The sequence below is a fragment of the Amycolatopsis sp. WAC 01376 genome (assembly GCF_003947415.1).
GTDB lineage: Bacteria > Actinomycetota > Actinomycetes > Mycobacteriales > Pseudonocardiaceae > Amycolatopsis.
In genome coordinates, this window is sequence record NZ_QHKL01000001.1 from 1,884,830 (window position 1) to 1,911,279 (window position 26,450).

General features: G+C 68.2%; 25 protein-coding genes. 15 read left to right on the forward strand and 10 right to left on the reverse strand.

Annotated features, from left to right (window positions below; translation table 11 throughout):
* Positions 1 to 13 precede the first annotated feature (13 nt).
* From DMH03_RS09080 to DMH03_RS09100, 5 genes are read right to left on the reverse strand one after another with little or no spacing between them, the layout of a single operon-like run.
* The gene (locus DMH03_RS09080) at positions 14 to 439 is read right to left on the reverse strand and encodes a roadblock/LC7 domain-containing protein (RefSeq protein ID WP_005156032.1); all 426 of its coding nucleotides are present in this window, start codon (positions 437 to 439) and stop codon (positions 14 to 16) included.
* On the reverse strand, positions 436 to 3,066 hold the full coding sequence (locus DMH03_RS09085; protein ID WP_125791437.1) for a nitrate- and nitrite sensing domain-containing protein: 2,631 nt from the start codon (positions 3,064 to 3,066) through the stop codon (positions 436 to 438). The genes DMH03_RS09080 and DMH03_RS09085 overlap by 4 nt, the downstream gene beginning before the upstream one ends.
* Positions 3,067 to 3,068: 2 nt before the next feature.
* Positions 3,069 to 3,857, reverse strand: coding sequence for an ABC transporter ATP-binding protein (locus DMH03_RS09090; protein WP_125791438.1), 789 nt, complete (start codon positions 3,855 to 3,857; stop codon positions 3,069 to 3,071).
* Complete coding sequence (locus tag DMH03_RS09095; RefSeq protein WP_125791439.1) at positions 3,854 to 4,807, reverse strand: ABC transporter permease; 954 nt, start codon at positions 4,805 to 4,807, stop codon at positions 3,854 to 3,856. The genes DMH03_RS09090 and DMH03_RS09095 overlap by 4 nt, the downstream gene beginning before the upstream one ends.
* Complete coding sequence (locus DMH03_RS09100; RefSeq protein WP_125791440.1) at positions 4,804 to 5,808, reverse strand: ABC transporter substrate-binding protein; 1,005 nt, start codon at positions 5,806 to 5,808, stop codon at positions 4,804 to 4,806. The genes DMH03_RS09095 and DMH03_RS09100 overlap by 4 nt, the downstream gene beginning before the upstream one ends.
* A gap of 389 nt (positions 5,809 to 6,197) precedes the next feature.
* On the opposite strand from DMH03_RS09100, the gene DMH03_RS09105 reads away from it, so the two are divergent.
* The 5 genes from DMH03_RS09105 (at position 6,198) to DMH03_RS09125 (ending at position 11,573) form a co-directional block, all read left to right on the forward strand.
* Entirely contained in the window at positions 6,198 to 6,569 is a 372-nt protein-coding gene (locus tag DMH03_RS09105) for a hypothetical protein (protein WP_125791441.1), read from the forward strand.
* Positions 6,570 to 7,105: 536 nt separating this feature from the next.
* Positions 7,106 to 7,792, forward strand: a complete 687-nt coding sequence (pdxH, locus tag DMH03_RS09110) for a pyridoxamine 5'-phosphate oxidase (protein WP_125791442.1) — start codon at positions 7,106 to 7,108, stop codon at positions 7,790 to 7,792.
* 408 nt (positions 7,793 to 8,200) lie between these two features.
* Positions 8,201 to 9,484, forward strand: a complete 1,284-nt coding sequence (locus tag DMH03_RS09115) for an MFS transporter (RefSeq protein WP_125791443.1) — start codon at positions 8,201 to 8,203, stop codon at positions 9,482 to 9,484.
* A 23-nt stretch (positions 9,485 to 9,507) separates the two neighbouring features.
* Entirely contained in the window at positions 9,508 to 10,092 is a 585-nt protein-coding gene (locus DMH03_RS09120) for a DUF3558 domain-containing protein (protein ID WP_125791444.1), read from the forward strand.
* Positions 10,093 to 10,187: 95 nt separating this feature from the next.
* Positions 10,188 to 11,573, forward strand: coding sequence for an APC family permease (locus DMH03_RS09125; RefSeq protein ID WP_125791445.1), 1,386 nt, complete (start codon positions 10,188 to 10,190; stop codon positions 11,571 to 11,573).
* Here the strand turns inward: DMH03_RS09125 and DMH03_RS09130 are convergent, their stop codons facing one another.
* Genes DMH03_RS09130 through DMH03_RS09140 form a run of 3 tightly spaced genes read right to left on the reverse strand, consistent with a single transcriptional unit; the run spans position 11,574 to position 13,797 of the window.
* Positions 11,574 to 12,407, reverse strand: a complete 834-nt coding sequence (locus DMH03_RS09130; RefSeq protein WP_125791446.1) for an MBL fold metallo-hydrolase — start codon at positions 12,405 to 12,407, stop codon at positions 11,574 to 11,576.
* Positions 12,404 to 13,234, reverse strand: coding sequence for an MBL fold metallo-hydrolase (locus tag DMH03_RS09135; RefSeq protein WP_125791447.1), 831 nt, complete (start codon positions 13,232 to 13,234; stop codon positions 12,404 to 12,406). The genes DMH03_RS09130 and DMH03_RS09135 overlap by 4 nt, the downstream gene beginning before the upstream one ends.
* Positions 13,234 to 13,797 carry a TetR/AcrR family transcriptional regulator gene (locus DMH03_RS09140; protein WP_125791448.1) on the reverse strand — a complete coding sequence of 188 codons (564 nt, stop codon included), beginning with the start codon at positions 13,795 to 13,797 and terminating at the stop codon, positions 13,234 to 13,236. Before DMH03_RS09140 ends, DMH03_RS09135 begins: the two co-directional genes overlap by 1 nt.
* A 111-nt stretch (positions 13,798 to 13,908) precedes the next feature.
* On the opposite strand from DMH03_RS09140, the gene DMH03_RS09145 reads away from it, so the two are divergent.
* Positions 13,909 to 14,625: a helix-turn-helix domain-containing protein gene (locus DMH03_RS09145; RefSeq protein WP_125791449.1), complete on the forward strand. Its 717-nt coding sequence runs from the start codon at positions 13,909 to 13,911 to the stop codon at positions 14,623 to 14,625.
* A complete protein-coding gene (locus tag DMH03_RS09150; RefSeq protein ID WP_125791450.1) occupies positions 14,622 to 15,407 on the forward strand; it encodes a hypothetical protein in 786 nt (261 codons plus the stop codon). The genes DMH03_RS09145 and DMH03_RS09150 overlap by 4 nt, the downstream gene beginning before the upstream one ends.
* Here DMH03_RS09150 and DMH03_RS09155 read toward each other — a convergent pair.
* Positions 15,404 to 16,912 carry a fatty acyl-CoA synthetase gene (locus DMH03_RS09155; protein WP_125791620.1) on the reverse strand — a complete coding sequence of 503 codons (1,509 nt, stop codon included), beginning with the start codon at positions 16,910 to 16,912 and terminating at the stop codon, positions 15,404 to 15,406. The genes DMH03_RS09150 and DMH03_RS09155 overlap by 4 nt on opposite strands.
* Before the next feature lie 73 nt (positions 16,913 to 16,985).
* On the opposite strand from DMH03_RS09155, the gene DMH03_RS09160 reads away from it, so the two are divergent.
* From DMH03_RS09160 to DMH03_RS09175, 4 genes are all read left to right on the forward strand, one after another.
* Positions 16,986 to 17,891 carry an aldose 1-epimerase family protein gene (locus tag DMH03_RS09160; RefSeq protein ID WP_125791451.1) on the forward strand — a complete coding sequence of 302 codons (906 nt, stop codon included), beginning with the start codon at positions 16,986 to 16,988 and terminating at the stop codon, positions 17,889 to 17,891.
* 1 nt (position 17,892) lies between these two features.
* Positions 17,893 to 18,375 (forward strand): GNAT family N-acetyltransferase, encoded by a 483-nt coding sequence (locus DMH03_RS09165; protein WP_125791452.1) that lies wholly within the window; start codon positions 17,893 to 17,895, stop codon positions 18,373 to 18,375.
* Positions 18,376 to 18,386: 11 nt separating this feature from the next.
* The gene (locus DMH03_RS09170; protein WP_125791453.1) at positions 18,387 to 19,616 is read left to right on the forward strand and encodes an amidohydrolase; all 1,230 of its coding nucleotides are present in this window, start codon (positions 18,387 to 18,389) and stop codon (positions 19,614 to 19,616) included.
* A gap of 67 nt (positions 19,617 to 19,683) precedes the next feature.
* Positions 19,684 to 20,280, forward strand: a complete 597-nt coding sequence (locus DMH03_RS09175) for a hypothetical protein (RefSeq protein ID WP_125791454.1) — start codon at positions 19,684 to 19,686, stop codon at positions 20,278 to 20,280.
* Between the two features lie 253 nt (positions 20,281 to 20,533).
* Here DMH03_RS09175 and DMH03_RS09180 read toward each other — a convergent pair whose 3' ends face one another.
* Positions 20,534 to 21,679, reverse strand: coding sequence for an acyl-CoA dehydrogenase family protein (locus tag DMH03_RS09180; RefSeq protein ID WP_125791455.1), 1,146 nt, complete (start codon positions 21,677 to 21,679; stop codon positions 20,534 to 20,536).
* Positions 21,680 to 21,783: 104 nt separating this feature from the next.
* Between DMH03_RS09180 and DMH03_RS09185 the strand changes: the two genes are divergently transcribed.
* From DMH03_RS09185 to DMH03_RS09200, 4 genes are all read left to right on the forward strand, one after another.
* Positions 21,784 to 22,374 (forward strand): TetR/AcrR family transcriptional regulator, encoded by a 591-nt coding sequence (locus DMH03_RS09185; RefSeq protein ID WP_125791456.1) that lies wholly within the window; start codon positions 21,784 to 21,786, stop codon positions 22,372 to 22,374.
* Positions 22,375 to 22,417: 43 nt separating this feature from the next.
* Complete coding sequence (locus tag DMH03_RS09190; protein ID WP_125791457.1) at positions 22,418 to 23,359, forward strand: carbohydrate kinase; 942 nt, start codon at positions 22,418 to 22,420, stop codon at positions 23,357 to 23,359.
* A gap of 192 nt (positions 23,360 to 23,551) precedes the next feature.
* Complete coding sequence (locus DMH03_RS09195) at positions 23,552 to 24,853, forward strand: citrate synthase (RefSeq protein WP_125684045.1); 1,302 nt, start codon at positions 23,552 to 23,554, stop codon at positions 24,851 to 24,853.
* Between the two features lie 114 nt (positions 24,854 to 24,967).
* The gene (locus DMH03_RS09200; protein WP_125791458.1) at positions 24,968 to 26,317 is read left to right on the forward strand and encodes a deoxyribodipyrimidine photo-lyase; all 1,350 of its coding nucleotides are present in this window, start codon (positions 24,968 to 24,970) and stop codon (positions 26,315 to 26,317) included.
* Positions 26,318 to 26,450 lie beyond the last annotated feature (133 nt).

Consider the following 26,450-nt stretch of genomic DNA (forward strand, 5'->3'; position numbering starts at 1 on the left):
TCCCCTCGTCAGTTCAGCTGCCGACGCTCTTCTTGAGTTCCTCGATCAGCGCGGGGGTGAGCACCTCGGTGGCCCGGTTGGCGAACATCGCCATCTCGTAGGCGATCGTGCCGAGGCTGGCCTGCTTGGTGGCGAGCACGCCGAGCGAACAGCCGATGCTGATCGTGCAGACCAGCAGGTAGCCCTGCTCCAGCTCGATGATGATCTTGTCGGGCGAACCGAGCGGGTGACTCTCGGAGACACCGTGCGCCAGGCCGAGCATCGCCGAGCAGATCGCGGCCAGCCGGTCGGCGTTGGCCCGTTCCAGCTCGGACGACATCGCGATCAGCAGACCGTCGGCCGAGACGGCGATCGCGCCCATCGCGCTCGCCGTGTTCTGGGCGAAGCGCGTCACCAACCAGTTGAAGTTCCGGGCTTCGACGCTGACTCCGGTCGTCATCTCTTGCTCTTCTCTCTCTGTTCCATCTCCGGGTTGACGGCTTTCTCCAACCCGTCACTGAAGGCGTCGAACGCGGCACGCTCGGCCTCGGGGTCACGCATGCCCTTGGGCTTGGTGGTGTTCAGCGCCGCCCGCGCGGTCTGGTGCCGTGCGGCCGGTCCTTTGGACAGTCCCGGCGCCAGCTGCGCGCCGGGGACCCTTCTGGTGAGACCGCCGCGTGAGGCGGCGGGCACCGGTGTCGGGGTCGGCATCGGCATCGACATCGGCGCTGCGGCTGCTGCCGGCGACGTGGTGGCCTTCGCGAGTCCGGCCTCGAAGCCGTCGAAGGCCGCTTTGGCCGCTTCTGGATCATGCCTGGACTTCTGCCGCGACGGTGCTTCGGGGGCACCTGGCAGCTGCGCGCCCTTGACGCGGCGCCGCAGCCCGCCCCGGGTCTCCCCGGGCTCGGCGGCGGTGAGCGTCGGCGCGGGTGCCTGGTACACGGGTGCCGGCGGAAGCGGTACCGGTGCCGGCGCGGGTTCCGCGATCTCCCCGTCGGTCTTGCGGAACCACCGGAAGTCCTTGGGACGCATACCGTCGCGCGGGATCATCCCGGCGATCGCCAGTGTCGGCGGCTCGTGCCCGGTCGTGTTCGCCCGCGGCGCGGGCAGGGAAGGCGGCGCGGGCTCGTCGACCGGTTCCGCCGTCGGCCACACCGGCGGCGCCGGGACGGACTTCGGCATGGGCTGCCGGTACGTCAGCAGGTTCGGCGGAACGGTGAGCCGCGCGGTGATCCCCGCTCCCGGCTCGGTCTCGGTCAGTTCGACCTTGAGCCCGTGCCGCCGCGCGAGCCGCCCGACCACGAACAGGCCGAGCACGCTGGTCGGTGCCAGTTCGAGCCGCTCGCGTTCGACCAGCCGCCGGTTCTCCTCGGCGAGCCGTTCGGCGGTCATGCCGATGCCCTGGTCCACGATCACGATCAGGCAGGAACCGTCGGGCAGGATCTTCGTGCCGACGTCCACAAAGGACTCCGGCGGGGAGAACGACGTCGCGTTCTCCAGCAGCTCGGCGAAGATCAGCACCAGATCGGAGCCGAACGGCGAAGACAGCAGGACGTCGCCCATCGAACCGAGCCGGACCCGCTGGTAGTCCTCGATCTCCGCGAGCGCCGAACGCAGCGCCGTCGACAGCTCGATCGGACCGGAAATCCTTGCCTCGTCACGATTCCCCGACACGACCAGGAGGTTGTCCGCGTTCCGGCGCAGGCGGGTGGAGAGGTGGTCGAGCCGGTAGAGGCTGGCCAGCAGGGCGACGTCCTGCTCGTTGCGTTCCAGTTCGTCGACCAGCGCCAGCTGCCTGCCCACGAGGTTCTGGGTCCGCTTCGCGACGTTGGCGAACATCAGGCCGACGTTGCGCCGCGTGAGGGCCTGCCGCTCCACCAGTTCGGCGGCGGTGGCCTGCACCCGGTTGAACGCGTCGGCCAGTTTGCCGAGTTCGTCCTGTGAGGACACATCGATGGTGGCGAGGCGAGGCGCGAGTTCTTCGGCCTCCTCGGTGTCGGTGACGCGGACCAGTTCGGTGCTCGCGAGGTCCGCGACCGAGGTCGCCGCCGTGGTCAGCTTCCGCAGCGGATCCGCGATCGACCGGCTGACCGCGATCGCGAGCCCGCCGACCAGGAGGAACAGCACACCGGCGCCGATACCGATCGTCCACGCCAGGTTCTGGGCGGCGTCGGCCCGCGCGGTCGCCGCGTCGGTGATGCCGGTGGTGACCGCGTCCTGGGCGAGCCGTCGCTGGTTCGACTGGGCGTCGACGGCGCCGAGGATGTCCGGCAGCAGGTTCTGCACGGCCTGCGGGCCGCGGGCCTCCGCGAGCCTGGCTTCCAGCGCGTCGACCCGGCGGCCCGTCTCACCCTGTTCGACCGCGACGACCTGCGTGGCCTGGACGACGTCGGCCTGTTGCACGAACCGTTCGAGGAACAGCGACGACTGCTGCTTCGCGTCGGCCAGTACCGGCGCCCCGGATTCGGGGGTGACCAGCACGATGATCAACGCCATACCGCGCAACGAGTTCTCCTCGTTCGCGCGCAGCAGCGCGTCGAGCGCCGTCAGCTGCTGGGTGCCCTCCGCGTCACTGGTCTGCTGCGGGACGAGGCGGAGCGAGTTGATGACCGCGTCGATCACCGCGTGATACGTCCGCGCCACACTGTCCAGTGAGGCCCCGCGCCGGAGCGCGTTCTCCCGGATCTCGTTCAGCGACCCGATCCGCACCAGCGCGGCGGCGAGCTCTTCCGGCGCGTCGGCGCTCAGCTGCGACCGGATCTGGTTCACCGTTTCCGCGACGACACCCTGCTGCTTGAGCATCGCCGAACTGCTCGCCGACGAAGACGCGATGTAGTGCGCCGTCAGCAGCCTTTCCCGCTGCAGTTCCCAGGCCAGCGTGCCGAGCGCGCGGGCCTGCGACGCGACGTCGGCGGTGGTGCGCGCGGACCGGGCGTCGTCGATCTCCCCGGCGACGTAAGGCACCGACACCAGGACCACGGCGGTCAGCGGCAGCATCAGGAGCAGGTTGAGTTTGCCCCGGATGCCGAGTCTGCCGAGTAATCCGGACCGCGGCCCGCGTTCGGGCCGGGTCTTCCCGTGCCTCATGATCACCTTTCTCCCCGGCTCCGCCCGAGGTGTCCGCGGTGCTGCTCCCGGACGAGGTCTTCGATGGACGCGCGCAGCGCGACGAACTCCGGCGCGCGTTTGACCGCGAGTTCGCGGTCACCGGGCAGGTCGACCACGATGTCGGCGGCCACCCGGCCCGGATCCGAGGCCAGCACCACGACGCGCCTGCCGAGGAACACGGCCTCTTCGACGTCGTGGGTCACCATCAGCACCGTGGTGTGCGTGTCGGCCCAGATCCGGCGGATCAGGACCTGCATGTCCTCTTTGGTCTGGACGTCCAGTGCGCCAAAAGGCTCGTCCAGCAGCAGCACGTCGGGCTCGCACGCCAGTGCCCGCGCGATCGCGACCCGCTGCTTCTGCCCGCCGGAAAGCTGTTTGGGCAACGACTTCCGGAGGTGGGCGAGCCCGGTCTCTTCGAGATACCAGTCGACCCGGCGCGCGCGTTCGGCCTTGTCGAGGCTCAGCAGTTCGAGTCCGAACGCGACATTGCCCTCCACCGTGCGCCACGGGTACAGCGCGCCGTGCTGGAACACCAGCCCGCGTTCCGGGCCGGGCCCGGTCACCGCGTCACCGTCGAGGGTGATCAGGCCTTCGGTCGGTTCGGTCAGCCCCGCGATCAGCGACAGCAGGGTCGACTTGCCGGATCCGCTCGCGCCGACCACGCAGACGAAATCGCCGCGCGCGATGTCGAGATCGATCCCGTCGAGCGCACGGGTGGTCTTGTCGCGGACCGTGTAGTCCTTGGCGACGGCCTTGAGCTGAAGCGTCACGCCGCCCACTTCCCGACGCGTGCCCGCAGCTGCCGGAGCGCGATGTCGATGACCAGCCCGAGCAGCCCGATCACGATCAGCAGCGCGAAGATCCGGTCGGTCTGGGTGAACCGCTGCGCCCGCATGATCCGCAGGCCGAGCCCGGCGGTCGCGTTGATCAGTTCGGCGACCACCACGAAGTTCCACGCGGCCGCGGCGTTGACGCGGGTCGCGTCGATGATGCCGGGCAGCGCGTGCGGCACGATCACCTTGCGCAGGACCTCGCCGCGCCGCGCGCCGAGCGTGTACGACACGTCGATCAGCGAACGCGGCACCCCCCGGACGGCGTCGGCCGTCATCAGCGTGTTGAAGAAGACCGTGCCGAGGAACAGGACCGCGACCTTCGACGGTTCGCCGAGACCGAGCCAGATCATCAGCAGCGGGATGAACGCGCTCGCCGGCAGATAGCGCAGCATCGCGATGACCGGCTCGAACAACGCCAGCCCCGCGTCGAACGTCCCCATCACGATGCCGAGCGGCACCGAGACGAGCACCGCGAGCCCGAAACCGAGCAGCACCCGCTGGCTGGTGGCCCAGAGATCGCTGAACAGTTCACCCGACTCGATCATCTTCAGCAACGCGTCGAACACCGCGACCGGCGTCGGCAGGAACGTGGGCTTGATGGTGCCCAGCGCGTTCAGCGTCACCCAGATCAGCAGCGGGATCACGAACGAGGCCACCGCCAGCGTCCACCGCCAGCGCGCGGGGATCGGCGTCCGGAGCGAGAACAGCGGGGACGCGTCCGGCTTGAGGCCCGCCCGGCGGGGCAGCGGCGACCAGTCCGGCCGCGAGCCGGCCCGCTCTTCCTGCGCTTCGGCGAGCCGCTGCTCGTCTTCGAGGCGGCGCGCTTCGGCCTCGTCAGCGGCGTCCGCCCGCTGAGTGGCCTGCTTCGCCGCGTCCGTGGTGCTCACTTCACCGCCTTGACGTACTGGTCGTCGAACAGTCCGTCGAAGTTCGGCCGGTTCTGGGCGAGCCCGTTGGAGACGATGAAGTCGGCGATCTTGCCCGCCTGGAAGTTCAGGTGGGCGGGGGTGACGCCGGGGGTGAAGGCGTCGAGGTTCTGCTGCTTGGTGAAGATCGTGGTGCCCGCGTCGTAGCTCTTGTACTCCTCGACCGACACCGCACCGCGTTTGGCCATGATCCGCACGGCCTCGTCCCGGTTCTGCTTGATCCACTCGATCGTCTCGAACCAGGTGTTCACCAGCGCCTGGACCTCCTTCTTCCGCTCCTTCGACATCTGCTCCGAGACGACGAGGTGGTCCGGGATGGCGCCGGGGAACTCGGCGGACGTCGCGATCGCGCGGCTGCCGGGACGCTCGAGCGCCTTCGAGGTGAAGGGGGCGAAGGCCGCGACGGCGACGACCTGCTCACCGACGAACGCGGCCGCGGCGGCGTCGGTCAGCAGCGGGACCACTTCGACGTCCTTCTCGGTCAGCTTCGCCTCCTGCAGCGCGAGCAGCAGGAGGTAGTGGTCGACGGTGCCCTGCTCGACGGCGACCTTCTTGCCCTTGAGGTCGGCGACGCCGGTGATCCCCTGACGGGCGATGATCTTGTCGTTGCCGGTGGAGTTGTCGTTGACCAGCACCACCGACAGCTTCGCGCCACCGCTGACCGACGCGAGCGTGTCGTTCAGGGTCTGGCTGTTCGCGTCGATCGCGCCGGAGGACAGTGCGTTGATGCTCTCGGTGTAGCTGTCGAACCACTTCAGGTCGACGTTCACGCCGTTCTTCTCGAACAGGCCCTTCTCCTGGGCGACCGCCCACGGGAACCAGCCCGGCCAGGCGCTGTAACCGATGGTGACCTTGTTGCCGGAGGCGGCCGTGCTGTCGGAACAAGCCGAAAGGGCGGTCACGCCTGCGAGCGAAAGGGCGCACAACAACGCCGTCACGAGACGGCGGGAACGGGAAATCACAACGCACTCCTGGGGAAGGGGAGTAACACGGGCGTGGAAAGTTCCGGCGGTTCGAGCGCAGGACTGATCGACCGGTGTCGAGCTCCCTCGCGGAAGCCCGGCCGGCAATAGCGGATGGTGCGGCCGCACACCCGGCCGTCCCATCAAAACCTCTGAACACTCTGGATAGAGGTGATCACCCCGTTGCTCTCGGCGGCGATCCTATCGAGTGGCGCAAGCTCTACCTAGTGTGATCGTCGGCTCTTGCACGATTCGCTGTCACATTCTGCTAAATCCGGCCGTTCGCCCCAAAGAGCGGACTCTCGCGCGGTGGGCAACCCCGGTCCCGGCGCCGTACGTCCATCGGGTGGCGGGTGAAAACTTCGCCCGTCTTCTGGAGGGAGCAGAGGATGAAAATTCGTTCGGCCGCGTTGTGTGTCGCGGGGGCGGCGCTCTTGTCCACCTTGGCCGGTGCGGGGCAGGCGAACGCGACCAGACCGTCCAGTCTGGTCCTGAGCCCGAGTGCCGTCGTCGCAGGTGGGACGGTCACCGCCGACATCTATTGCCTGCGCCCGTCCGGGGCGGGCGAGCTCGCGACGACCCTCGTCGCGGACGGTCTCGCCGCGCCGATTCCCTTGCGGGTGGTGGGAGACGGCGGCACCGGCGGCATCGGTGTGGCGTTGCGGGGCGACGGTCCGGCCGGGACGGTGCCGGGCAGGTACACGGCGTCGTACGACTGCTGGGGCTGGATCGTCCGTGCGGAGTTCACTGTCACGAATTGACAACAGGGCAGGGTCGGTTCCGGGACGGAATTGCCGTCCCGGAACCGGCCTCGGCCGCGCTTCTGGCACATCTCGCGGGTCTGTGTCGGCGATGTTTCCCGGCCGCTAATTTCTGTCAAACGACAGAATTAGCCAGGCGCCGGATGGACGGTCTCCAGGTGGCCCGAAGTCGTCGAATTCGAATAGTTCGAAATGGCGGTAAGAATAGGGCGAGTTCGGCGAATTACGTCCGCTCGGACCGGGTCTGTCCAGGCAATTCGCGCCTTCCGAAAAGGTGAATTAGTCCGCCTTCGCGCGAGCGAGTGCCCTTTCATGAACCGGCGGGCGCGGCCTCGGCGGCCGACGATCGACCTGGATCGATCAGGGTCGGCCAGGTAACCGGGAGGTAACGGCTTGCGGTCCAGCGGCTACACACAGATGATCGGGCAGGGGTGGCGGGTGTCACCGTTCAGTGGGTTTCGCCGCCGCCGTCTAGGCAATACCGTCGGCGGCAAAGCCGAAGTCATGGGCCCCGATCGGGTACGGAGGTTTGGCGGATGATGCCGGAGATCAAAGATGGCGCTGTCGGCGGTGACGACGCCGTCGTACGCCTGCCCGGAATGAGGGTGGCCTACGAAGGCGCCGCCTTCGACGAGTCCGCGTTGGCGGAGACCTGGACCGCCCAGTTGCAGGACTGGCTGAACCAGGCCGTCTCCGCCGGGATCCCCGAACCGAACGCGATGGTGCTCGCCACCGCCGACCCCGAAGGCAGGCCGTCCTCCCGGACCGTCCTGTGCAAGGGCCTCGACGAACGCGGCGTCGTGTTCTACACGAACTACACCTCCACCAAGAGCCACGACCTCACCGCGACGCGCTACGCGTCGGTCACCTTCCCGTGGTACGCCCTGCAGCGTCAGGTCCACGTGCGCGGCGAGGTCGAGAAGGTCAACGTCGCCGAGACCGCCGAGTACTGGGCCTCCCGCCCGCGAGGATCACAGCTCGGGGCCTGGGCCTCGCCCCAGTCCCGTGTCGTCGACGGCCGCCGCGCCCTCGAGACCGCGCTCCACGGCATCGAGCGCCGCTTCGCCGACGTCGAGAACATCCCGTTCCCGCCGCACTGGGGCGGCTGGCGCATCCGGCCCGACGTCGTCGAGTTCTGGCAAGGCCGCGAAGACCGCATGCACGACAGGCTCCGCTACGTCCGGAACGATGACGGCTGGCAGGTCGAACGCGTCGCGCCCTAATTTCTTGTCGCGCGCTTCCGCAAACGCGCCGAAGGGGCACCCGGGTCGCTTGCAACTCACGTTGCGAGCGGAGGGTGCCCCTTCATCGCGTTTCCGGGGGCCTTCGGCCCAAAAGAGGGCGCGCGACGGTGAAGTCTCCCCGTCGCGCTGGCGCGCTCCCGGGAGACGCGTGGGGGCACCGGGGTCTTGGGGGTACCGGCGTTGGGGCACCAGCGTGGGGCACTGGGGTCTTGGGGGTACCGGCGTTTGGGGTGTCGGGGTGTCGCGAAAGCCACTTTCGGGACGCCAGGTGTCGCGAAAGTGGCTTTCGCGACCTTCCCGTGGCGGCGGCCCGGCCTTCGTGCGTGCGTCGCTGGGTGAGGTAAATCGCGCGCGGATGGTTAGTTAGCGCGGCTAAGCTGTCGGGTTGTGAGTGACGACGTGGGGGTTGACCAGCGCAAAGGTGTCCGCAAGCTCTTCGGCTCGATCGTCGTCGACACCAGGCCGCTCAAGATCCCCGCGTTCCGCCGCCTCTGGCTGTCCACCGCGGTCACCGCCGTCGGCAGCCAGCTCACCGCCGTCGCGGTCCCCAAACAGGTCTTCGACCTCACCGGCTCGTCGGCGTACGTCGGCCTGACGGGCCTGGTCGCCTTGGTCCCGCTGCTCGTCTTCGGCCTCTGGGGCGGCGCCATCGCGGACGCCGTCGACCGCCGCAAACTCCTGCTCGTCACCAACGTCGGCGTCACCGTCACTTCGGCGGTCCTGTGGCTCCAGGCGTTCCTGAACCTCGGCTCCGTCTGGCTCGTCCTGGCCCTGCTCGCGGTCAACCAGGCGTTCTTCGCGATCAACATGCCGACCCGCGGCGCCGTCGTCGCCCGGTTGGTGCCGGACAACCTGATCGCGCCCGCGACGGCGCTGAGCAGCACGATGGCCACCTTCGGCGCGGTCTTCGGCCCGCTGCTCGCCGGTTCGCTGATCCCGATCCTCGGCCTTTCGACGCTCTACCTGATCGACGTCGTCGCACTGACCTTGACCCTCATCGCGGTCTGGAAGCTGCCCCCGATCCCGCCGCTCGGCGAGATCGCGCGCCGGGCCGGGATCCGCGACATCATCGACGGCTTCAAGTACCTGGCGAAGCAGAAGATCCTGCTGGCCTCGTTCCTCGTCGACATCATCGCGATGGTCGCGGGCATGCCGCGCGCGCTGATCCCGGAGATGGCGGAGCGGACCTTCGGCGATCCGCCCGGCGGTGGCCCGGCGCTGGGCTGGCTGTACGCCGCGCTCCCGGCGGGCGCGATGCTGATCGGTCTCTTCTCCGGCTGGCTGACCAGGATCCGCAAACAAGGTGTCGGCGTGATCATCTCCGTCTGCGTCTGGGGTGCCGCCATCGTCGGCTTCGGCCTCGCGCAGTCGCTGTGGCTCGCGGTCTTCTTCATGGCGCTCGCCGGCGCGGCCGACATGGTCAGCGCGATCTACCGGATGTCGATCCTGCAGCTCGCCACCACCGACGAGATGCGCGGACGGCTTCAGGGCGTGTTCACCGTCGTCGTCGCGGGCGGCCCGCGGATCGCCGACCTCACCCACGGCTGGGCGGCCGCGGGAGTCGGCACCGCCGCCGCGGCCTCCGGCGGCGGAGTGCTGGTCATCGTGCTGGTCATCGCCGCGGCGCTGCTGATCCCGTCGTTCTGGCGGTACCGGGCCCCGGCGGACTGAGCCATTCGGTCTATCGTCGGGCCATGCGTATTTCACGGGCGATCATCCTGTTCGCCGCTGTCATCGCGACCCTTTCCGCCTGTTCTTCCGGGGACACGCAGTCGGACAACGCGGCCAAGCCGTCGAGCCAGGCTCCCGCTCCCTCCGCCGCTCCGAGCTCTTCGACCGCGCCCACCGGCGGCAACGGTTCGAAGGAGCCGTGCGCGCTGCTGCCCGCCGAGGCGGTCGGCAAGGCGGTCTCCCTTCAGGGCGTGACGTCGGCGCCGGGCCCGGTGCAGGACACCGCCGCCAACGGTGGCAAGGCCAAGAGCTGTGTCTACTCGGCGGCAGGCAAGCAGATCGGCGCGCTCGCGGTGACCCGCTTCGAGGGCAAGAAGCTCAAGCCCGCCGAGATGGTCGCCGCGCTGAAGAAGGCGAAGGCGGGGTCGAAGGACGTCGCCGGTGTCGGCGAGGGCGGTCTCTACTACGTCGACGAGAACAAGACCGCGACGCTCGCGGCAGCCGAGCTCGTGGGCGACGTGCCCGTGCTGGTCAACTACACCGGCCCGGCGAAGATGACGCAGGAAATGATGACCCCGCTCGTGAAGACCGCGGTCGACGCCAACTGATCGACTTACCCAATGGCGTGCTTCGTCAACCCGTGACGAAGAACTGACCAAACCGGACTGTCGGCACCAGAGGTGATACGGCACACTCTTGCCGCATGGCGGACACGACGACAACAGAACAGACCGGGCCAGCCGGTCAGCCGAGCCTCAAACGGGTCATGGGTTCCAAGCTCCTGCTGTTCTTCGTGGTGGGGGACATCATCGGGACGGGCGTCTACGCGCTCACCGGACAGGTCGCCGGCCGCGTGGGCGGCGCGCTGTGGCTGCCGTTCCTGATCGCGTTCGTGGTCGCGATCATGACCGCGTTCAGCTACCTGGAACTGGTCGGCAAGTACCCGCAGGCGGCGGGTGCGGCGCTGTACACGCACAAGGCGTTCAAGCTCCGCTTCCTCACCTTCATGGTGGCGTTCGCGGTGATGTGCTCGGGGATCACGTCGGCTTCGTCGGCGGCGAAGGCCTTCGGGGACACCTATCTCGCCGAGTTCATCACCGCGCCGATGCCGCTGGTGGCGATCCTGTTCGTGATCGGGCTCGCGCTGATCAACTTCCGCGGGGTCTCCGAATCGGTGAAGACCAACGTGGTGCTGACCTGCATCGAGATCGGCGGCCTGCTGATCATCATCGGGGTCGGCGTGTGGGCGGTGCTGAACGGCAACGGGGACGCGTCGCGGCTGGTCGAGTTCGACACCGAGAACCAGACGATGCTGGTGGCGATCACCTCGGCGACGTCGCTGGCGTTCTTCGCGATGGTGGGCTTCGAGGACTCGGTGAACATGGCCGAGGAGTGCAAGGACCCGGTCCGGATCTTCCCGAAGGCGATGCTGTGGGGCATGGTCATCGCCGCGACCATCTACATCCTGGTCTCCGTGACCTCTTCGCTGCTGGTGCCCGCCGACGACCTGGAGGCCGCCAAGAGCAGCGCGCTGCTGAAGGTGCTCGACGTCGGGGCCCCCGGGTTCCCGCGTGAGGTCTTCTCCGCGATCGGTCTCTTCGCGGTCATCAACTCGGCGCTGATCAACATGCTGATGGCCAGCCGTCTGCTCTACGGCATGGCGAACCAGCGGATCATCCCGAAGCAGCTGGGCACCGTGCACCCGTTCCGCCGCAGCCCGTGGGTGGCGATCGTGTTCACCAGCCTGATCGCGATCGCCCTGGTGTCCTTTGTGGACATCAGTGTGCTCGGCGGGACGACGGCGTTGCTGCTGCTGGCGGTGTTCGCCATCGTCAACGTCGCGGTACTGGTGCTGCGGAAGGAGAAGGCGGCGCACAAGCACTTCCGCGCGCCGACCATCATCCCGGTGCTGGCCGCGATCTTCTGTCTCTACCTGGTGACGCCGTTGTCCGGGCGGCCCGCGCGCGACTACAAGGTCGCCGCGATCCTGCTCGGCGTCGGCATCGTGCTGTGGGGGATCAACTGGCTCGTCATGCGGGCCACGCACAGCGAAGAGGACCGGCAGCCCGTCGAGCCGCCGGTCGGCTGATCACTCACGACCCCGGCTGAGCGATTGGTACTCGATCGGGCTGTGGGCCGAGAACACGGTGACCTCGTCGGCGTGTTCTCGGCTCAGCTCCCGCAGCCGCTCGACGTTCTCCAGCCGCGGTTTGCGCAGGGTCTGCACCATGTTCTGGAACGCGGTCATCCCCGGCGGGCAGTGCGGCTTCACCGGATCCATTTGACCGTGGAAGAAGTACGCGTCGCCGGCGTGCAGCAGCCAGCCGTCGCCGGTGTCGACAGCCACCCCGGTGTGGCCCTTGGTGTGGCCCGCGAGCGGCACCAGCAGGATCTCCGGCGGCAGGCCCTTGAGTTCACGGACGGCCTGGAAGCCGAACCACTCGTCCCCGGCCTCGTCGTAATGACTCCACAAAGGACGGTGGGCGAACTGGTTGGCGCGGAAGCGGAACTTCTCGCTCTGGTTGGACGGTGACGTCGCCGCGTCATGCTCCGCGGTGCGGACGTGCACGACGGCGTTCGGGAAGTCCGCGAGCCCGCCCGCGTGGTCGACGTCGAGGTGGGTGCAGATGATGTGCCGCACATCCTCCAGCTTGTGCCCGAGCGCCTCGACGTGGTGGGCCGCCGTCTCCGTCTCGACCGGCTTCGCGCCGACCATCATCGTGAACGGCGTGCCGAGCCACGCGCCGGGATTCGCGACCCCCTCGCGGCCGAAACCGGTGTCCACCAGCACGAGACCGTCGCCGGTCTCGATGAGCAGGCAGTGCGCCACCAGCTCCGAGCGGCGAAGCAGACCGGGCTGGCCGTCGAGCAGCTTGCCTCCCGGTGCGCGCATCGTGCCGCAGTTCAGGTGGTGCACCTTCATAACCTGCTCCTCTGGCTGAGCCGTTCGAATGCGGTGACGTCGTGCGCGGCGAAGACCGTCACTTCGGCACCGTTGTCACTGACAAGTTCGCGCAGCCGGAGCTGGTTGTCCAGTCGTGCCGTCTTCTCCGTCTGCATGTACGACTCGAAGAAGCCGAGTGCGAAGGGGATGTGAGGGTTTCGCTCCAGTTCGCCGCCGTGGAAGACGGCGTCACCGGCGTTGAGGAGCCAGCCGTCACCGGTGTCGACCGCGACGCCGGCGTGCCCGCGGGTGTGCCCGGCGAGGGGGATGATCAGGACGTCCGGAACCCCTTCGAGTTCGCGGACGGCGTCGAATCCGAACCACGGCTCGCCGTCGGCGCGGTACGACTTCCACTTCGGACCGTGGCTGAACTGGACCTTCCGGTAGCGGCTCGCCTCCTTGCGGTCGATCGGCTTCTCCAGTGCCTGGAGTTCACGCGCGTGGACGTGGACCCGCGCCTGGGGGAAGTCGACGAGGCCGCCCGCGTGGTCGAGGTCGAGGTGGGTGAGCACGATGTCGCGCACGTCGGCCGGGTCGAAGCCGAGCTTGCGGATCTGGGTGGTGGCGCTCAGGTCGTCGTCGCTGTCGGGGTGGACGAGCCGGACGAAACCGGCACCGAGCCATTCGGCAGGCCTGCCGACGGTCGGTGTGCCGACACCGGTTTCGACGAGGACGAGCCCCGTGTCGGTCTCCAGCAAAAGGCAGTGGCAGACCAGTTCCGCGCGGCGGAACAGCCCCGGCCTGCCGTCGACGAGTTTGCCGCCGATCGGCCGCAGGGTCCCGCAGTTGAGGTGGTGGACGCGCATCAGGACAACTCCCGTTCGAGTGTGGTGGCCAGATGAGGGGCGATCGCGCGCAGCGGCGCGGTGTCGTGCAGGGTCTTGGCCAGCAGCAAACCGCCCTCGATGGCGGCGAGGACGACGGTCGCCAGCTGGTCCGCCTTGTCGGTGTCCAGCGCGTCGGCGATGACGGTGTGCCAGGAGGTGTAGCCGTCGGCGCAGGCCTGGCGGATCACCTCGCTGTCACCCGACGCGTCGAGCGCGACCGTCGCGAGTGGACAGCCGCGCTGGAAATCCGACTCCTCCAGCGAGGTCGCCAGCGCGTCGATGATGGTCTCGATCCCGGTGACGATGTCGGGCGCGTTCGCGGCGATCGTGCGCAACTGATCGCAGAGGCGATCCGCGGACTGGCGGATGGCCTCCGCGGCCAGCTGCTCCTTGCCGCCGGGGAAGTGGAAGTACAGCGACCCCTTGGGCGCGCCGACGGCCGTGACGAGCTGGTTCAGCCCGGTGGCGTGGTAACCCTGCTGGTGGAAGAGCTCGGCGGCGGAGTCGAGCATGCGCTGCCTGGTGTCGGTGCGGCGGACCATGCGGCCGACTGTAGCTCAAACTATGACGACCGGTCTAGTAAGCTCTGTTTACACAAACACCCTCTTCTGCGGAGGTTTGTGTAAACTGGGCAGGAAGCGAAGGGAGCGGGCATGGTCGACTCGGCCCAGCTGATCCCGGTCGCACGGGCGGCGCAGGTTCTGGAGATCTCGCGAGAGCGCGTCCGTGAACTCGTGCACGGTGGCAGGCTGGATGCCATCCGGATCGGCCGTGAGCTGCTGGTCGACGCCCGCTCGGTCGAACATCGGAAGAGTGTGGTGAAGCCTGCGGCAGGCAGACCGCTTTCCGCGCGAATGGCCTGGGGATTCTTGTGGTCGCTGAGCGGCTATCACCCGGCGTGGACCTCGCCGTCGGAACGGGTCCGGCTCAAGCGCTATGCGCGGGAACGTGAGCCTGCCCAATGGCCGCGTCTGCTTTCCGGTCGCGCGCGCGTGTATCGCGTGCGGATGCTGGCCGGACCCCTCGCGCGGCTACGGGAAGACCCGCACGCCGTCGTCAGTGGTCCTGCCGCCGCTGGTCACTACGGTGCCGATCTGATGGCAGGCGGCGCCGACGAAGAGTTCTATGTGGACGCCGCCCGGTTCGACGAACTCGCACGATCACGCCGGCTGCGGCTGGACAGCGCCGAACCGAACGCGGTGATTCGTGTTCCCGCCCTGCCGGGCGTCCTGCGTCCGCCGGGGGCGGGCGGCCTTGCGATCCCGGCGGCTGTCGCGGCGGATCTGCTCGACGCCGGAGACGAGCGTTCTGTCCTTGCGGCACAACAACTTCTCACTCGTTTGGGCGAGGTGCATAAGCTCGGCGGATGATCGATTCCGCGCCGCGGCCCAGCTTGGGAACGCTGGGTTTGCCGCCATTGCAAGGTGAGGGTGACCGTATCGTCTGGCCCGCGATGTTCGACCTGGCCGACCGACTACCCGAACCCTGGGTCATGATCGGAGGGCAGATGGTCATCCTGCACGGTCTGCTGGCCGGCCGGTCGATCCCGCGCGTGACGAAGGACATCGATCTGCTCTTTGACGTTCGGTTCACGCTGGATGCCTTTCCTCGTGCACATGAAGTGCTCAAGAAGCTGGGCTACGAGGTCGATGGCATCAGCGCGGACGGCAAGGCTCATCGCTACCTCCATCCGGAAACCGGCATGGTGGTCGACATCCTCGCACCGGACAAACTCGGCGCCCGTGCCGCTCCGAAGATCCGGACGCCCGCCGGAAAGATCGTGTCGATCCCCGGTGGCAAGACTGCGTTGGACGATGCGCGGCCGCTCACGGCGACCTATGGCGGGAGGTCGGCGACGTTGTATCTGCCGGGGTTGGCCGCCGCTTTGGTGGTCAAGGTGAAAGCCCTGATCGATGAGCCGTCGAAGCCCGGCATACCCAGTCGCCATATCTCCGACATCGCCTTCTTGGCCTCGCTCGTGGACGATCCCGACGCGCTCTTTCCCGGTGATCCGCCTGGCACGCCCCGGTTCGGCTGCTTGGTCGACCGCCTCGACGACCCTCGAGATCCCAGCTGGCTCGCGCTGGGCAGTCCTCACGCCGAAGACGGCTTCAGCGCGTGGCAGATCATGCGCGAGACCAGCCGGCGCTAGACGCCGATCGCCGACCCCGAGCCGCCGAACTGTTGCCGCAAATCGCGTTTGAGCAGCTTCCCGGACGCGTTCTTCGGCAACTCGCCGACGAAGTGCACCGACTTCGGCACCTTGTGCGCCGCCAGCGACTTCTTGGCGAATTCGATCAGTTCCGCTTCTTCGACGGGCTCCTTCGCGACGACCACCGCCGCGATCGCCTCGATCCAGCGTTCATGCGGCAGGCCGACGACGGCGACCTCGGCGACGGAGGGATGCGCGTACAGCGCGTCCTCCACCTCGCGTGACGCGACGAGGACGCCACCGGTGTTGACGACGTCCTTGATCCGGTCGACGACGAACAGGTAGCCCTCCTCGTCCTGGCGCACCAGATCACCGGAATGGAACCAGCCGCCCGCGAAAGCCTCCACCGACTCCTCGGGTTTGCCCCAGTAACCGGTGCACAGCTGGGGAGAGCGGTACACGACCTCGCCGAGTTCGCCCGGCGGGAGGTCGTTCATCTCGGCGTCCACCACGCGCGTCTCGACGAAGAGCACCGGGCGGCCGACGGAATCCGGCCGCGCGTCGTGCTCTTCGGGACGCAGCACCGTCGCGAGTGGACCGATCTCCGACTGGCCGAAGCAGTTGTAGAAACCGACTTCCGGCAGCCGTGAGCGCAGCGCCTTCAGTACCGGGACGGGCATGATCGATGCGCCGTAGTAGGCCTTGGTGAGACCGCTCAGATCCGCGTCCGCCAGACCGGGGTGATTCGCGAGTCCCACCCAGACGGTCGGCGGGAAGAACAGCGAAGTGACGCCCTGACGCGGGATCCGCGTGAGGATGTCGCCGAGGTCGGGTGACTCGACGAGGTGGTTCGTCGCGCCGACGGCCAGGCCGGGCATCAGGAAGACGTGCATCTGCGCCGAGTGGTACAGCGGCAGCGCGTGCAGCGGCACGTCGCGGTCGCTCAGGTCGAGCGCGGCGATGCAGGACGAGTACTCGTGCACCAGCGCGCGGTGGGTGAGCATCGCGCCCTTCGGTCGCGAGGTCGTCCCGGACGTGTAGAGCAGCTGAACGAGGTCATCGTCGGTGACCCCGGATTCCTCGTGCGGGGCAACGGTTTCGTCCAGCGCCCATTCCAGGACGTCCAGTGTGGACACATGCTCGACGCTGACGTGTTCGGCCAGCGTGGGGTCGACGAAGGCGACGGCGGGCTCGGACTGCGTGAGCAGGTACTCGAGTTCTTCACCGCGCGCGTTGAAGTTCACCGGAACGTGCACCAGCCCGGCCCGCGCGCAACCGAGGTACAGCAACAGGTACGCGTCGGAGTTCTTGCCGAAGGCCGCGACACGGTCGCCGTGGACGAGCCCGCGGCCGAGCAGCTTCGCCGCGACCCTGCCCGCCGCGCGGTCGAGCTCCGCGTAGGTCCACACGCGATCGGCGAACGTGAGCGCGACCCGGCCCGGGACGCGCCGCGCGCTCCGCTCCAGGACGCGGCCGACAGTGCTGGGGTAGCCGGGAACGGTCATCGCGGCGGTCTCCTTCGTCCGGGCGTGGCGCTCCCACACTACTTCGGACAAGGCCGCCGGTAACCTCGTCAGCATGGCCAATCCCACCGGAGAGCAGTTCGAGATCACCCGCGGCAACGCGCGCGCCGTCGTCACCGAGATCGGTGCCGGGTTGCGCGCGTTCGAGGTCGGCGGCGTGCCGTACGTCGAGGCGTTCGCCGAGGACGAGAAGCCGCCGAAGGGTGCCGGGCAGGTGCTGCTGCCCTGGCCGAACCGCACCAAGGGCGGCCAGTGGGTGCACCAGGGGGAGAAGCAGCAGCTCGCGATCACCGAGGAGGCACGCGGCAACGCGATCCACGGCCTGACCCGGCACGAGGAGTGGGAGCTCCTCGAGCACGCGGAGTCGTCGATCACCCTGGCCATCGACGTCCCGGCGCAGGAAGGCTGGCCGGTGCCGCTGCGCGCGACGATCACCTACGAGATCTCGCCGCGCGAACTGGTCGTGACGCACGAGATCCGCAACGAGGGCGAGAGCCCGATCGGCGTCGGACTCGGCACGCACCCGTACTTCCGCATCGGCGACGTGCCCACCGACGAGCTGACCCTGACGCTGCCCGCGAGCCGGGTCCGGCCGTACCTCGGCGACGAGCAGATGCCGTACGCCGACGAACAGGACGTCGAGGGGACCGAGTACGACTTCCGGTCCGGCAAGGTGCTCGAAGGCGTCGACCTGGACACGGCGTTCGGCGGGCTGAGCGTGGCCGACGACGGCAATCACCACCACGTCCTCTCGCACGGGGAGCGGGAGCTGCTGGTCTGGGCCGGGCCGGACTTCCGCTGGGCACAGGTGTTCACACCGGACGACCTGGTCGGCCGCGGCCGGGCAGTGGCGATCGAGCCGATGACCTGCCCCGCCGACGCGCTCAACACCGGCACCGACCTGATCGACCTGGAGCCCGCGTCCTCGTGGACCGGGAGCTGGGGAATCAGGGTGCGCTGAGATGTCGTTTCTCCGCCTGGGCTCCGCGGACGCGGGCGAAGTGCTCACGCTCCAACGCGCTGCGTACGTCCCGGAGGCCAGGGAGCACGAGAATCTCGACCTCCCGCCGCTGCTCGAGACGTTCGAGCAGGCCAAGGAGGCACTGGGCGATGCCGCGTGTTTCGCCTGGGGCGTCAGGGAATCCGGGCGATTGGTGGCGAGTGTCCGGATCGTCGTGGACGGCGAGGCGGGTCTCGTCGGCAGGCTCATCGTGGCCCCGGACAGGCAGGGACACGGGCTCGGCAGCTCGTTGCTGCTCGCCGCCGAAGCGGCCGCGCCGCCTTCGGTGACCGTGTTCCGCCTGTTCACCGGCGAGCGGAGCGCCGGTCCGCTGCGGATGTACCGGAAGCTCGGCTACGTCGAAACGCACCGGACGCCCGAGAAGCACTACGAGCTGGTCCACTTCGAAAAGCCCCGCGTGCGGACCGGCGGCCCAGTTCGTTAGCGTGTCAAAGTATGTCGAACAAAGCACAGGTCAAGGCCATCGTCGGTGGTTACGTCGTCCCGGTCGACGGTGATCCGATCGACGGCGGCACGGTCCTCATCGAGAACGGGAAGATCGTCGAGGTCGGCACGGACGCCGACGTCGACGTCCCCGACGACGCCGAACTGATCGACGCCGCGGGCAGCTGGGTGCTGCCCGGGTTCATCGACGCGCACGCCCACCTCGGCGTCCACGAGGACGGCGAAGGCTGGTCGGGCAACGACACCAACGAGATGACCGACCCCAACGGCGCGCGGTTCCGGGCGATCGACGGGATCGACCCCTACGAGCCCGGCTTCGACGACGCGCTCGCGGGCGGCGTCACCAGCGTCGTCATCAAGCCCGGCTCGGGGAACCCCATCGGCGGGCAGACGATCGGCGTCAAGACCTGGGGCCGGACCGTGCTGGACATGATCTTCGCCGAGGGTGTCAGCGTGAAGAGCGCGCTCGGCGAGAACCCGAAGCGCGTCTACGGCGACAAGAAGCAGACGCCGTCGACCAGGCTCGGCGTCGCGTCGACCATCCGCGACGCGTTCACCGCCGCGCGCAACTACGCCGCCCAGCGCGACCACGCCGCCGGCGAGGGCAAGCCGTTCGACGTCGACCTGACCAAGGAGACGCTGGCCAAGGTCCTCGACGGCGAGCTGTACTGGGACCAGCACGTCCACCGTGCCGACGACATGGTCACCGCGATCCGGCTGGCGGACGAGTTCGGCTACAAACTGGTGATCAACCACGGCACCGAAGGCCACCTGATCGCGGATCTGCTCGCCGAGCGGGACGTGCCGGTGATCCTCGGCCCGCTGTTCACCACCAAGTCCAAAGTGGAGCTGCGCAACCGCACCCTGCGCGCGCCCGGCATCCTCGCCAGGGCGGGCGTGCGGATCGCGATCACCACGGACCACCCGGTCGTGCCGATCAACTTCCTGGTGTACCAAGCGGCGCTGTCGGTGAAGGACGGCCTCGACCCGGAGACCGCCCTGAAGGCGCTGACCGTCAACCCGGCCGCGATGCTGGACCTCGACGACCAGGTCGGCGCGCTGAAGCCCGGCCTCGACGCCGACGTGGTCCTCTGGTCGGGTGATCCGCTCGACGTGATGAACCGCGCCATGCGGGTGTTCGTGCGCGGGCGCGAGGTCTACCACTTCGACGAGGAGGCCGGAGTCGGCGTCACCGAGGAACGCCGGTACCGCGAAGGCTGACGTCGGCCTTGCCAGGGCGGCCCATCTGTGCTCTCATGTGTGACACACTGGGGAGGGTGTGTAACACATGAAGCGCTGGGTTCTTGTCCTGGTAATCGGGTTCGGCTTCTTGGGTGTCTGCCTGCTGTGGGCGACCGAAGACTCGAGCGCCGTCAAATGCGACGGCAGGCTCATGTCGTACGGCGACGTCTGCGAGACCACCAAGGGTGGCCGCACCGTCCGTACGGAGACCTACGACCAGATGAAGAAGGGCGCCGAAACCCGCGAGAGGGCCTTTCAAAACCATGGCCTGTGGGTGGGCGGGGTCGGGGTCGGGCTGACCGGGCTGGGCGCGACGATGCTGATCCGCAGGAAGCGTCGCGCGTCGCGGGCCGGTGCGACGGCGCCGCAAGGTGGGCAGCCGCAAGGTCAGGCGCAGCCGCAATGGCAAGCGCAGCCCCAGTGGCAAGGTCAGGCGCAGCCGGGATCCCCGCCGCAGCAAGGAAACCCGCGGCCGTACACGAACCAGGCGGTTCAGCAGTACCCGCCGCCGCAGCAGCGGCCCGGTCCGCCGCCGCAGGCCGTCCAGCAGTATCAGCAGCCGTATCCGCCGCAGGGCGGCTGGCCGCAGCAACCACCGCAGCAACAGCAACCGCCGCAGCAGTTCGGCCCGACAGGGCACTGAACGCGTCAGCTGGGCTTGACCGGCTCGGCACCTTGCCCGCCTGAGTACATGAAGGACCCCTTCCTTGCGCCAGGCGCAAGGAAGGGGTCCTTCATGTACTGGGGAAGGTGTGAAGGTCGAGTTTCCTCGGCTGAGCCGAGGGAAGGGGTCCTTCACGCGCCACTGCTGTGACTGCTGGCACCAACCGCAGCCGGAACCACGTAGGTACCTAAGACACTCACGGTTCTGACCGTCATCACCACTCACGAGGCCGTCAGGCCTTCCGGAGTTCCCGTGCGATCACCATGCGCTGGATCTGGTTCGTGCCCTCGAAGATCTGCGGCACCTTCGCCTCTCGCATGTACCGCTCCACCGGGAAGTCCTTCGTGTATCCGGCGCCGCCGAGGACCTGGACGGCGTCGGTGGTCACCTTCATCGCGCCGTCGGTCGCGACGAGTTTCGCGATGGACGCCTGCCGCTGGAACGGCAGCCCGCGGTCGCGGCGGCGGGCGGCGTCGAGGTACATGGCGCGGGAGGTTTCGACGGTCGCGGCCATGTCGGCGAGCAGGAATTCCAGGCCTTGGAACTCGATGATCGGCCGCCCGAACTGCGTGCGCCCCTTCGCGTACTCGAGGGCCTCGTCCAGCGCGGCCTGCGCGAGCCCGACGGCGCAAGCGGCGATGCCCAGCCGTCCAGAGCTGAGTGACGACAGCGCGATCTTCAGGCCCTGGCCCTCTTCGCCGATCCGGCGGTCGGCGTCGACGGCGGCGTCGTCGAACATCAGTTGCGCGGTGGTCGAGCCGGTGAGGCCCATTTTCCGCTCGGGCGGCGCGGCCGAGAGGCCCGGCGTCGCCGCGTCGACGAGCAGGCAGGTGATGCCCTGTCCGCCGTCGTCGCTCGTGCGCACCATGGTCGTGTAGAAGTCGGCCTCACCCGCGTGGGTGATCCACGCCTTCGTGCCGTTCACGACGTACTGGTCGCCGTCGAGCCGCGCGCGGGTCGAGAGGGCGGCCGCGTCGGAGCCGGCGTGGGTCTCCGAAAGCGCGTACGCGCCCAGCAGGCCGCCTTCCAGCATCGCGGGCAGCCAGCGGTCGCGCTGCTCGTCGGTGCCGTTGTGCGCGAGTGCGAAGCAGGACATCGTGTGCACGGACAGCCCGACGCCGACCGACATCCACGCGGTCGCGATCTCCTCGAGAACCTGCAGGTAGACCTCATACGGCAGGTCCCCGCCGCCCCATCGCTCCGCGTACGGCAGCCCGAGCAGCCCGGCCTGTCCGAGCAGCCGGAACTGCTCGCGCGGGAAGTGCGCGGTCTCTTCGTACTTGCTCGCGATCGGGGCGAGCTCTTCGCGCGCGATCTCCTTGGCCAGGTCGATCAGGTCCTTGGCCTCGGTGCTGGGCAGAAGACGGTCCGCCGGCATGGCTCCTCCGAGCTGAACTGTACTCAAAACAGTACTGTGGGCTCATTGAGAGTACAGTATGAACTGTCTGGGGACCCGCGATCCGGGTAAGGGATAGTGATCCGATGACCCCGCGCCGCCAGCCCACCGCGCGTCAGAGAGCACTGCTCTCGGAGCTTGAAGAGCTCTTCCTCGCCGAGGGGTTCTCCCAGTTCACCCTGGACGATCTCGCCGCGAGGCTCCGCTGCTCGAAGTCGACCCTCTACGCGCTCGCGCCCAGCAAGGAGCAGCTCGCGGTCAAGGTCGTCACCCACTTTTTCAAGGGCGCCGCCGAGCTGCTGGAAGAGCGGATCGACGGGATCGACGACGCCCGCAAGATCCTCGGGGAGTACCTCGCCGGGATCTCCGAGTACCTGAATCGCGCTTCGGCCGCTTTCATGACCGATATCGCCGAATTCGCGCCGGCGCGGGACGCGTATCAGCTCAACAGCCGCGCCGCGGCCCAGCGGATCCGGTCGTTCATCGATCGGGGCGTCACCGACGGTGTTTTCCGCGAGGTGCACGCGCGGCTGATCGCGGAAATGGCGGGGCTGATCATCGAGGGAATCCAGACCGGCGTCATCGGTCAGCGCGCCGGGGTGACCGACGCCGAGGCGTTCACGGCGCTTTCGGAACTTCTTCTTGGCGGGATCGCGACAAAAAATGTCCTGAACTGACAATTCTGGTGGTCTTGCCGCCGCCTCGGCTAGCATCGCGCCCGTGATCGTCGTAGGTGGAGAGGCGCTGGTCGACCTCGTTCCCGGTGCACCGTTGGATTCCACTGTGGACGGTGGATTGCGCGCGCTGTTGCCCCGGATGGGTGGTGGTCCCTACAACGTCGCGCTCGCCGCCGGGCGGCTCGGCGTCCCGACCGGGTTCTTCTCGCGGGTCTCGAACGACCGGTTCGGTGTCGCGCTGGTGGACCGGCTGCACGCCTCCGGTGTCGACACCGCCTTGCTGCAGCGAGGAAACGAGCCGACGACGCTCGCCGTGGTCGCGCTCGACGAGAAGGGGTCGGCGCAGTACACCTTCTACACGGAGGGCACCGCGGACAGGCTCGTCGGCGACCCCGGCCCGCTGCCGGAGAATGTGACGGCGCTCTCGCTCGGCACCCTCGGCATGGTCCTGGAGCCGGGGGCGAGCACGTACGAAACCGTGTTGCGCCGCGAATCCGCCCGCGGTGTGCTGACCGTCCTCGATCCGAACATCCGTGCGGCGCTGATCACCGATCCGGCGGCGTACCGGGCGAGGTTCCAGTCCTGGCTGCCGCATATCCGGCTGCTCAAGATCTCCGACGACGACACGGAATGGCTCGCCGAGGGCGCCGATCCGGTCGACGCGGCAAAGGTCTGGACCTCTTGCGGAGTCGATGCCGTCGTGCTCACCCGCGGCGCGCAGGGGCTGTCCGTCATCACACGAGCGGGCGAAATCGCGCAGGTCCCGTCACGCCGGGTCGAGGTCGTCGACACGATCGGCGCCGGTGACACCGTGCAGGGCGCCCTGCTGGCGTGGCTGTACTCGAACGGGGTGCGTGACGTGTCCACACTCGACGCCGACGGCTGGCGTGCGGCGCTCGAATTCGCGGCGAAAGCGGCGTCGATCACCGTCTCGCGGAGCGGGGCGGAACCGCCGACGGCCGGGGATATGGCATCCGCCGTGTGAACCTGGTCCCAAAGGGGCTGTTGTGAGCAACTCACCCGCTGCGCGTTGACCCCATTCTCGACTAGCGTGGAGGGGAATTCATACCCCAGCGGGGCGGTGTGCAGCGAGGCCATGGGTCACGCGCGAGAAAGAGGGCGTACCTGTGGGACCTACAGGCGCCGCCGGCCCGTGCTGAACGTGAGAGGGACTTACATGTCCGACGCGACGACGGGCGAGACCGCGACGCTGCGCCTGCCCAATGGTGAGCACGAGTTCAAGGTGATCCACCCGGTCGAGGGCGCGCCTGGGATCGAGCTGGGGAAGCTGCTGGCGACGACCGGGTACATCACGCACGACCCGGGCTTCGTGAACACCGGTGCCGCGTCGTCGGCCATCACCTACATCGACGGTGACGCCGGCATCCTGCGCTACCGCGGGTACCCGATCGAGCAGCTGGCCGAGAAGTCGACCTTCATCGAGGTCTCGTACCTGCTCATCTACGGCGAGCTGCCCACCCAGACGCAGCTGTCCGAGTTCACCGAGAAGATCCAGCGCCACACCCTGCTGCACGAAGACCTCAAGGCCTTCTTCAGCGGCTTCCCGCGCGACGCGCACCCGATGCCGGTGCTCTCCAGCGCCGTATCCGCGCTGTCGACCTTCTACCAGGACTCGCTCAACCCGTTCGACGAACCGAACGTGGAGCTGTCCACCATCCGGCTGCTGGCCAAGGTCCCGACCCTGGCCGCGTACGCGTACAAGAAGTCCGTCGGCCAGCCGCTGCTGTACCCGGACAACTCGCTCGGCCTGGTCGAGAACTTCCTGCGGATGACCTTCGGCTTCCCCGCCGAGCCCTACGAGGTCGACCCGGACGTCGCCAAGGCGCTCGACCTGCTGTTCATCCTGCACGCCGACCACGAGCAGAACTGCTCGACCTCGACAGTGCGCCTCGTCGGCTCCTCCGAGGCGAACCTGTTCGCCTCGATCTCGGCCGGTATCAACGCGCTCTTCGGCCCGCTGCACGGTGGCGCCAACAGCGCGGTGCTGGACATGCTCGAGGGCATCCAGGCCGAGGGCGGCGACGTCGCGAACTTCGTCACCCGCGTGAAGAACAAGGAAAAGGGTGTCCGCCTGATGGGCTTCGGGCACCGGGTCTACAAGAACTACGACCCGCGCGCGAAGATCATCAAGAACACCGCGGACGAGATCCTCTCCAAGCTCAAGGGCGGCGACCAGCTGCTCGACATCGCGAAGAAGCTGGAAGAGACCGCGCTCTCGGACGACTACTTCATCGAGCGGAAGCTGTACCCGAACGTCGACTTCTACACCGGCCTGATCTACCGGGCGCTCGGCTTCCCGACGAAGTACTTCACCGTGCTGTTCGCGCTCGGCCGCCTGCCGGGCTGGATCGCGCACTGGCGCGAGATGATCCAGGACCCGGCCACGAAGATCGGCCGCCCGCGGCAGATCTACACCGGCTACGCGTCGCGGGACTACGCGCCCATCGCGGAGCGCTGATCCCCCTCCGGCAAGCGCTATGAACGGACCGTTCCTTGCAAATTTGGCAAGGAACGGTCCGTTCATTGCATCCCGGGCGTGCAGGACCACGGGAGCGCGCTTAGGGTTTCCGGAGTGACCAGAGAAGCCCCGGTAGTGCTGTGGTTCCGCCGCGACCTCCGCCTCGGCGACCACGCCGCCCTGCTGGAGGCCTCGAAGCACAGCAAGCACGTCCTCGCGCTGTACGTCCTCGACAACGCGCTTCTCGAACCGTCCGGCGCCCCGCGCGTCGCGTTCCTGCACGGCTGCCTGAAGGCGCTGGACGATCAGCTCGGCGGACGGCTGATGCTCGTCAAGGGCGACCCCGCCGAGGAGGTCGTCAAGGCCGCGCGTGAGATCGGCGCCGCGACGGTGCACGTCAGCGCGGACACCGGTCCGTACGGCCGCCGTCGTGACGACGAGGTCAAGAAGGCGTTGGCGGAGCACGACATCGCCTGGGTCGAGACGGGTTCCTCGTACGCGATCACGCCCGGCCGCATCACCAAACCGGACGGCGATCCCTATCGCGTGTTCACCCCGTTCTACCGTGCGTGGACGCGCCACGGCTGGCCGCGGCCCGCCGACACGGGGAAGTCCATAGTGGACTGGGTGGAGCCGCCGCGTTCGGTCAAGCTCCCGAAATCCCCTTCGCTCAACGGGATGGAGCTGCCGGAGCCCGGCGAGAAGGCGGCGCTGGAGCGCTGGCACGAATTCCTGGACGACGGCGTCGAGACCTACGACGAGGATCGCGACCGGCCGGATCGTCCCGGTACGACAAGGCTTTCACCGTATCTGCGCTGGGGTTGCGTCCACCCGCGCACCTTGCTTGCCGACCTCGCGGGGAACGAGGGATCCGGCGCGCAGGCGTTGCGCGGCGAGTTCGCCTGGCGCGAGTTCCACGCCGACGTTCTGTGGCACCGCCCCGAAACCGCGCGGAAGAACTACGATTCCCGTTTCGACGCCATGGAATACGAGAGCGACGACGAGGCCTTCCAGCGGTGGTGCGAAGGACGCACCGGCTTCCCGATCGTCGACGCCGGGATGCGGCAGCTGCTCGCCGAGGGCTGGATGCACAACCGCGTCCGGATGATCGTGGCGAGTTTCCTGGTCAAGGACCTGCATCTGCCGTGGTGGCTCGGCGCCCGGCATTTCATGAAGCATCTGGTCGACGGCGATCTCGCGTCGAACCAGCTGAACTGGCAGTGGGTGGCGGGCAGCGGCACCGACGCCGCGCCGTACTTCCGGATCTTCAATCCGACCACGCAGGGGGAGAAGTTCGACCCCTCCGGCGACTACGTCCGCCGCTACGTCCCCGAACTCCGCTCCGTGCAAGGAAAAGCCGTGCACAAACCCGCCGACGTGCCCGATTACCCCGCGCCCATGGTCGACCACGCCCACGAACGCCAGGTCGCCCTGGAGCGCTACGGCGCCATCAAAGGTCCGTGAGGGCCTCTTGGGTTCACGGGGTCGTTGCAACACCGATTGTGGTCGGAGGTTGTGTTGGCGGGTCGTGTGCCGTTGGTGCGGGATGTGCGGGTGGGGTTCTGGGAGGGGATTCGGGCGGGGCGGGCTGTGACGC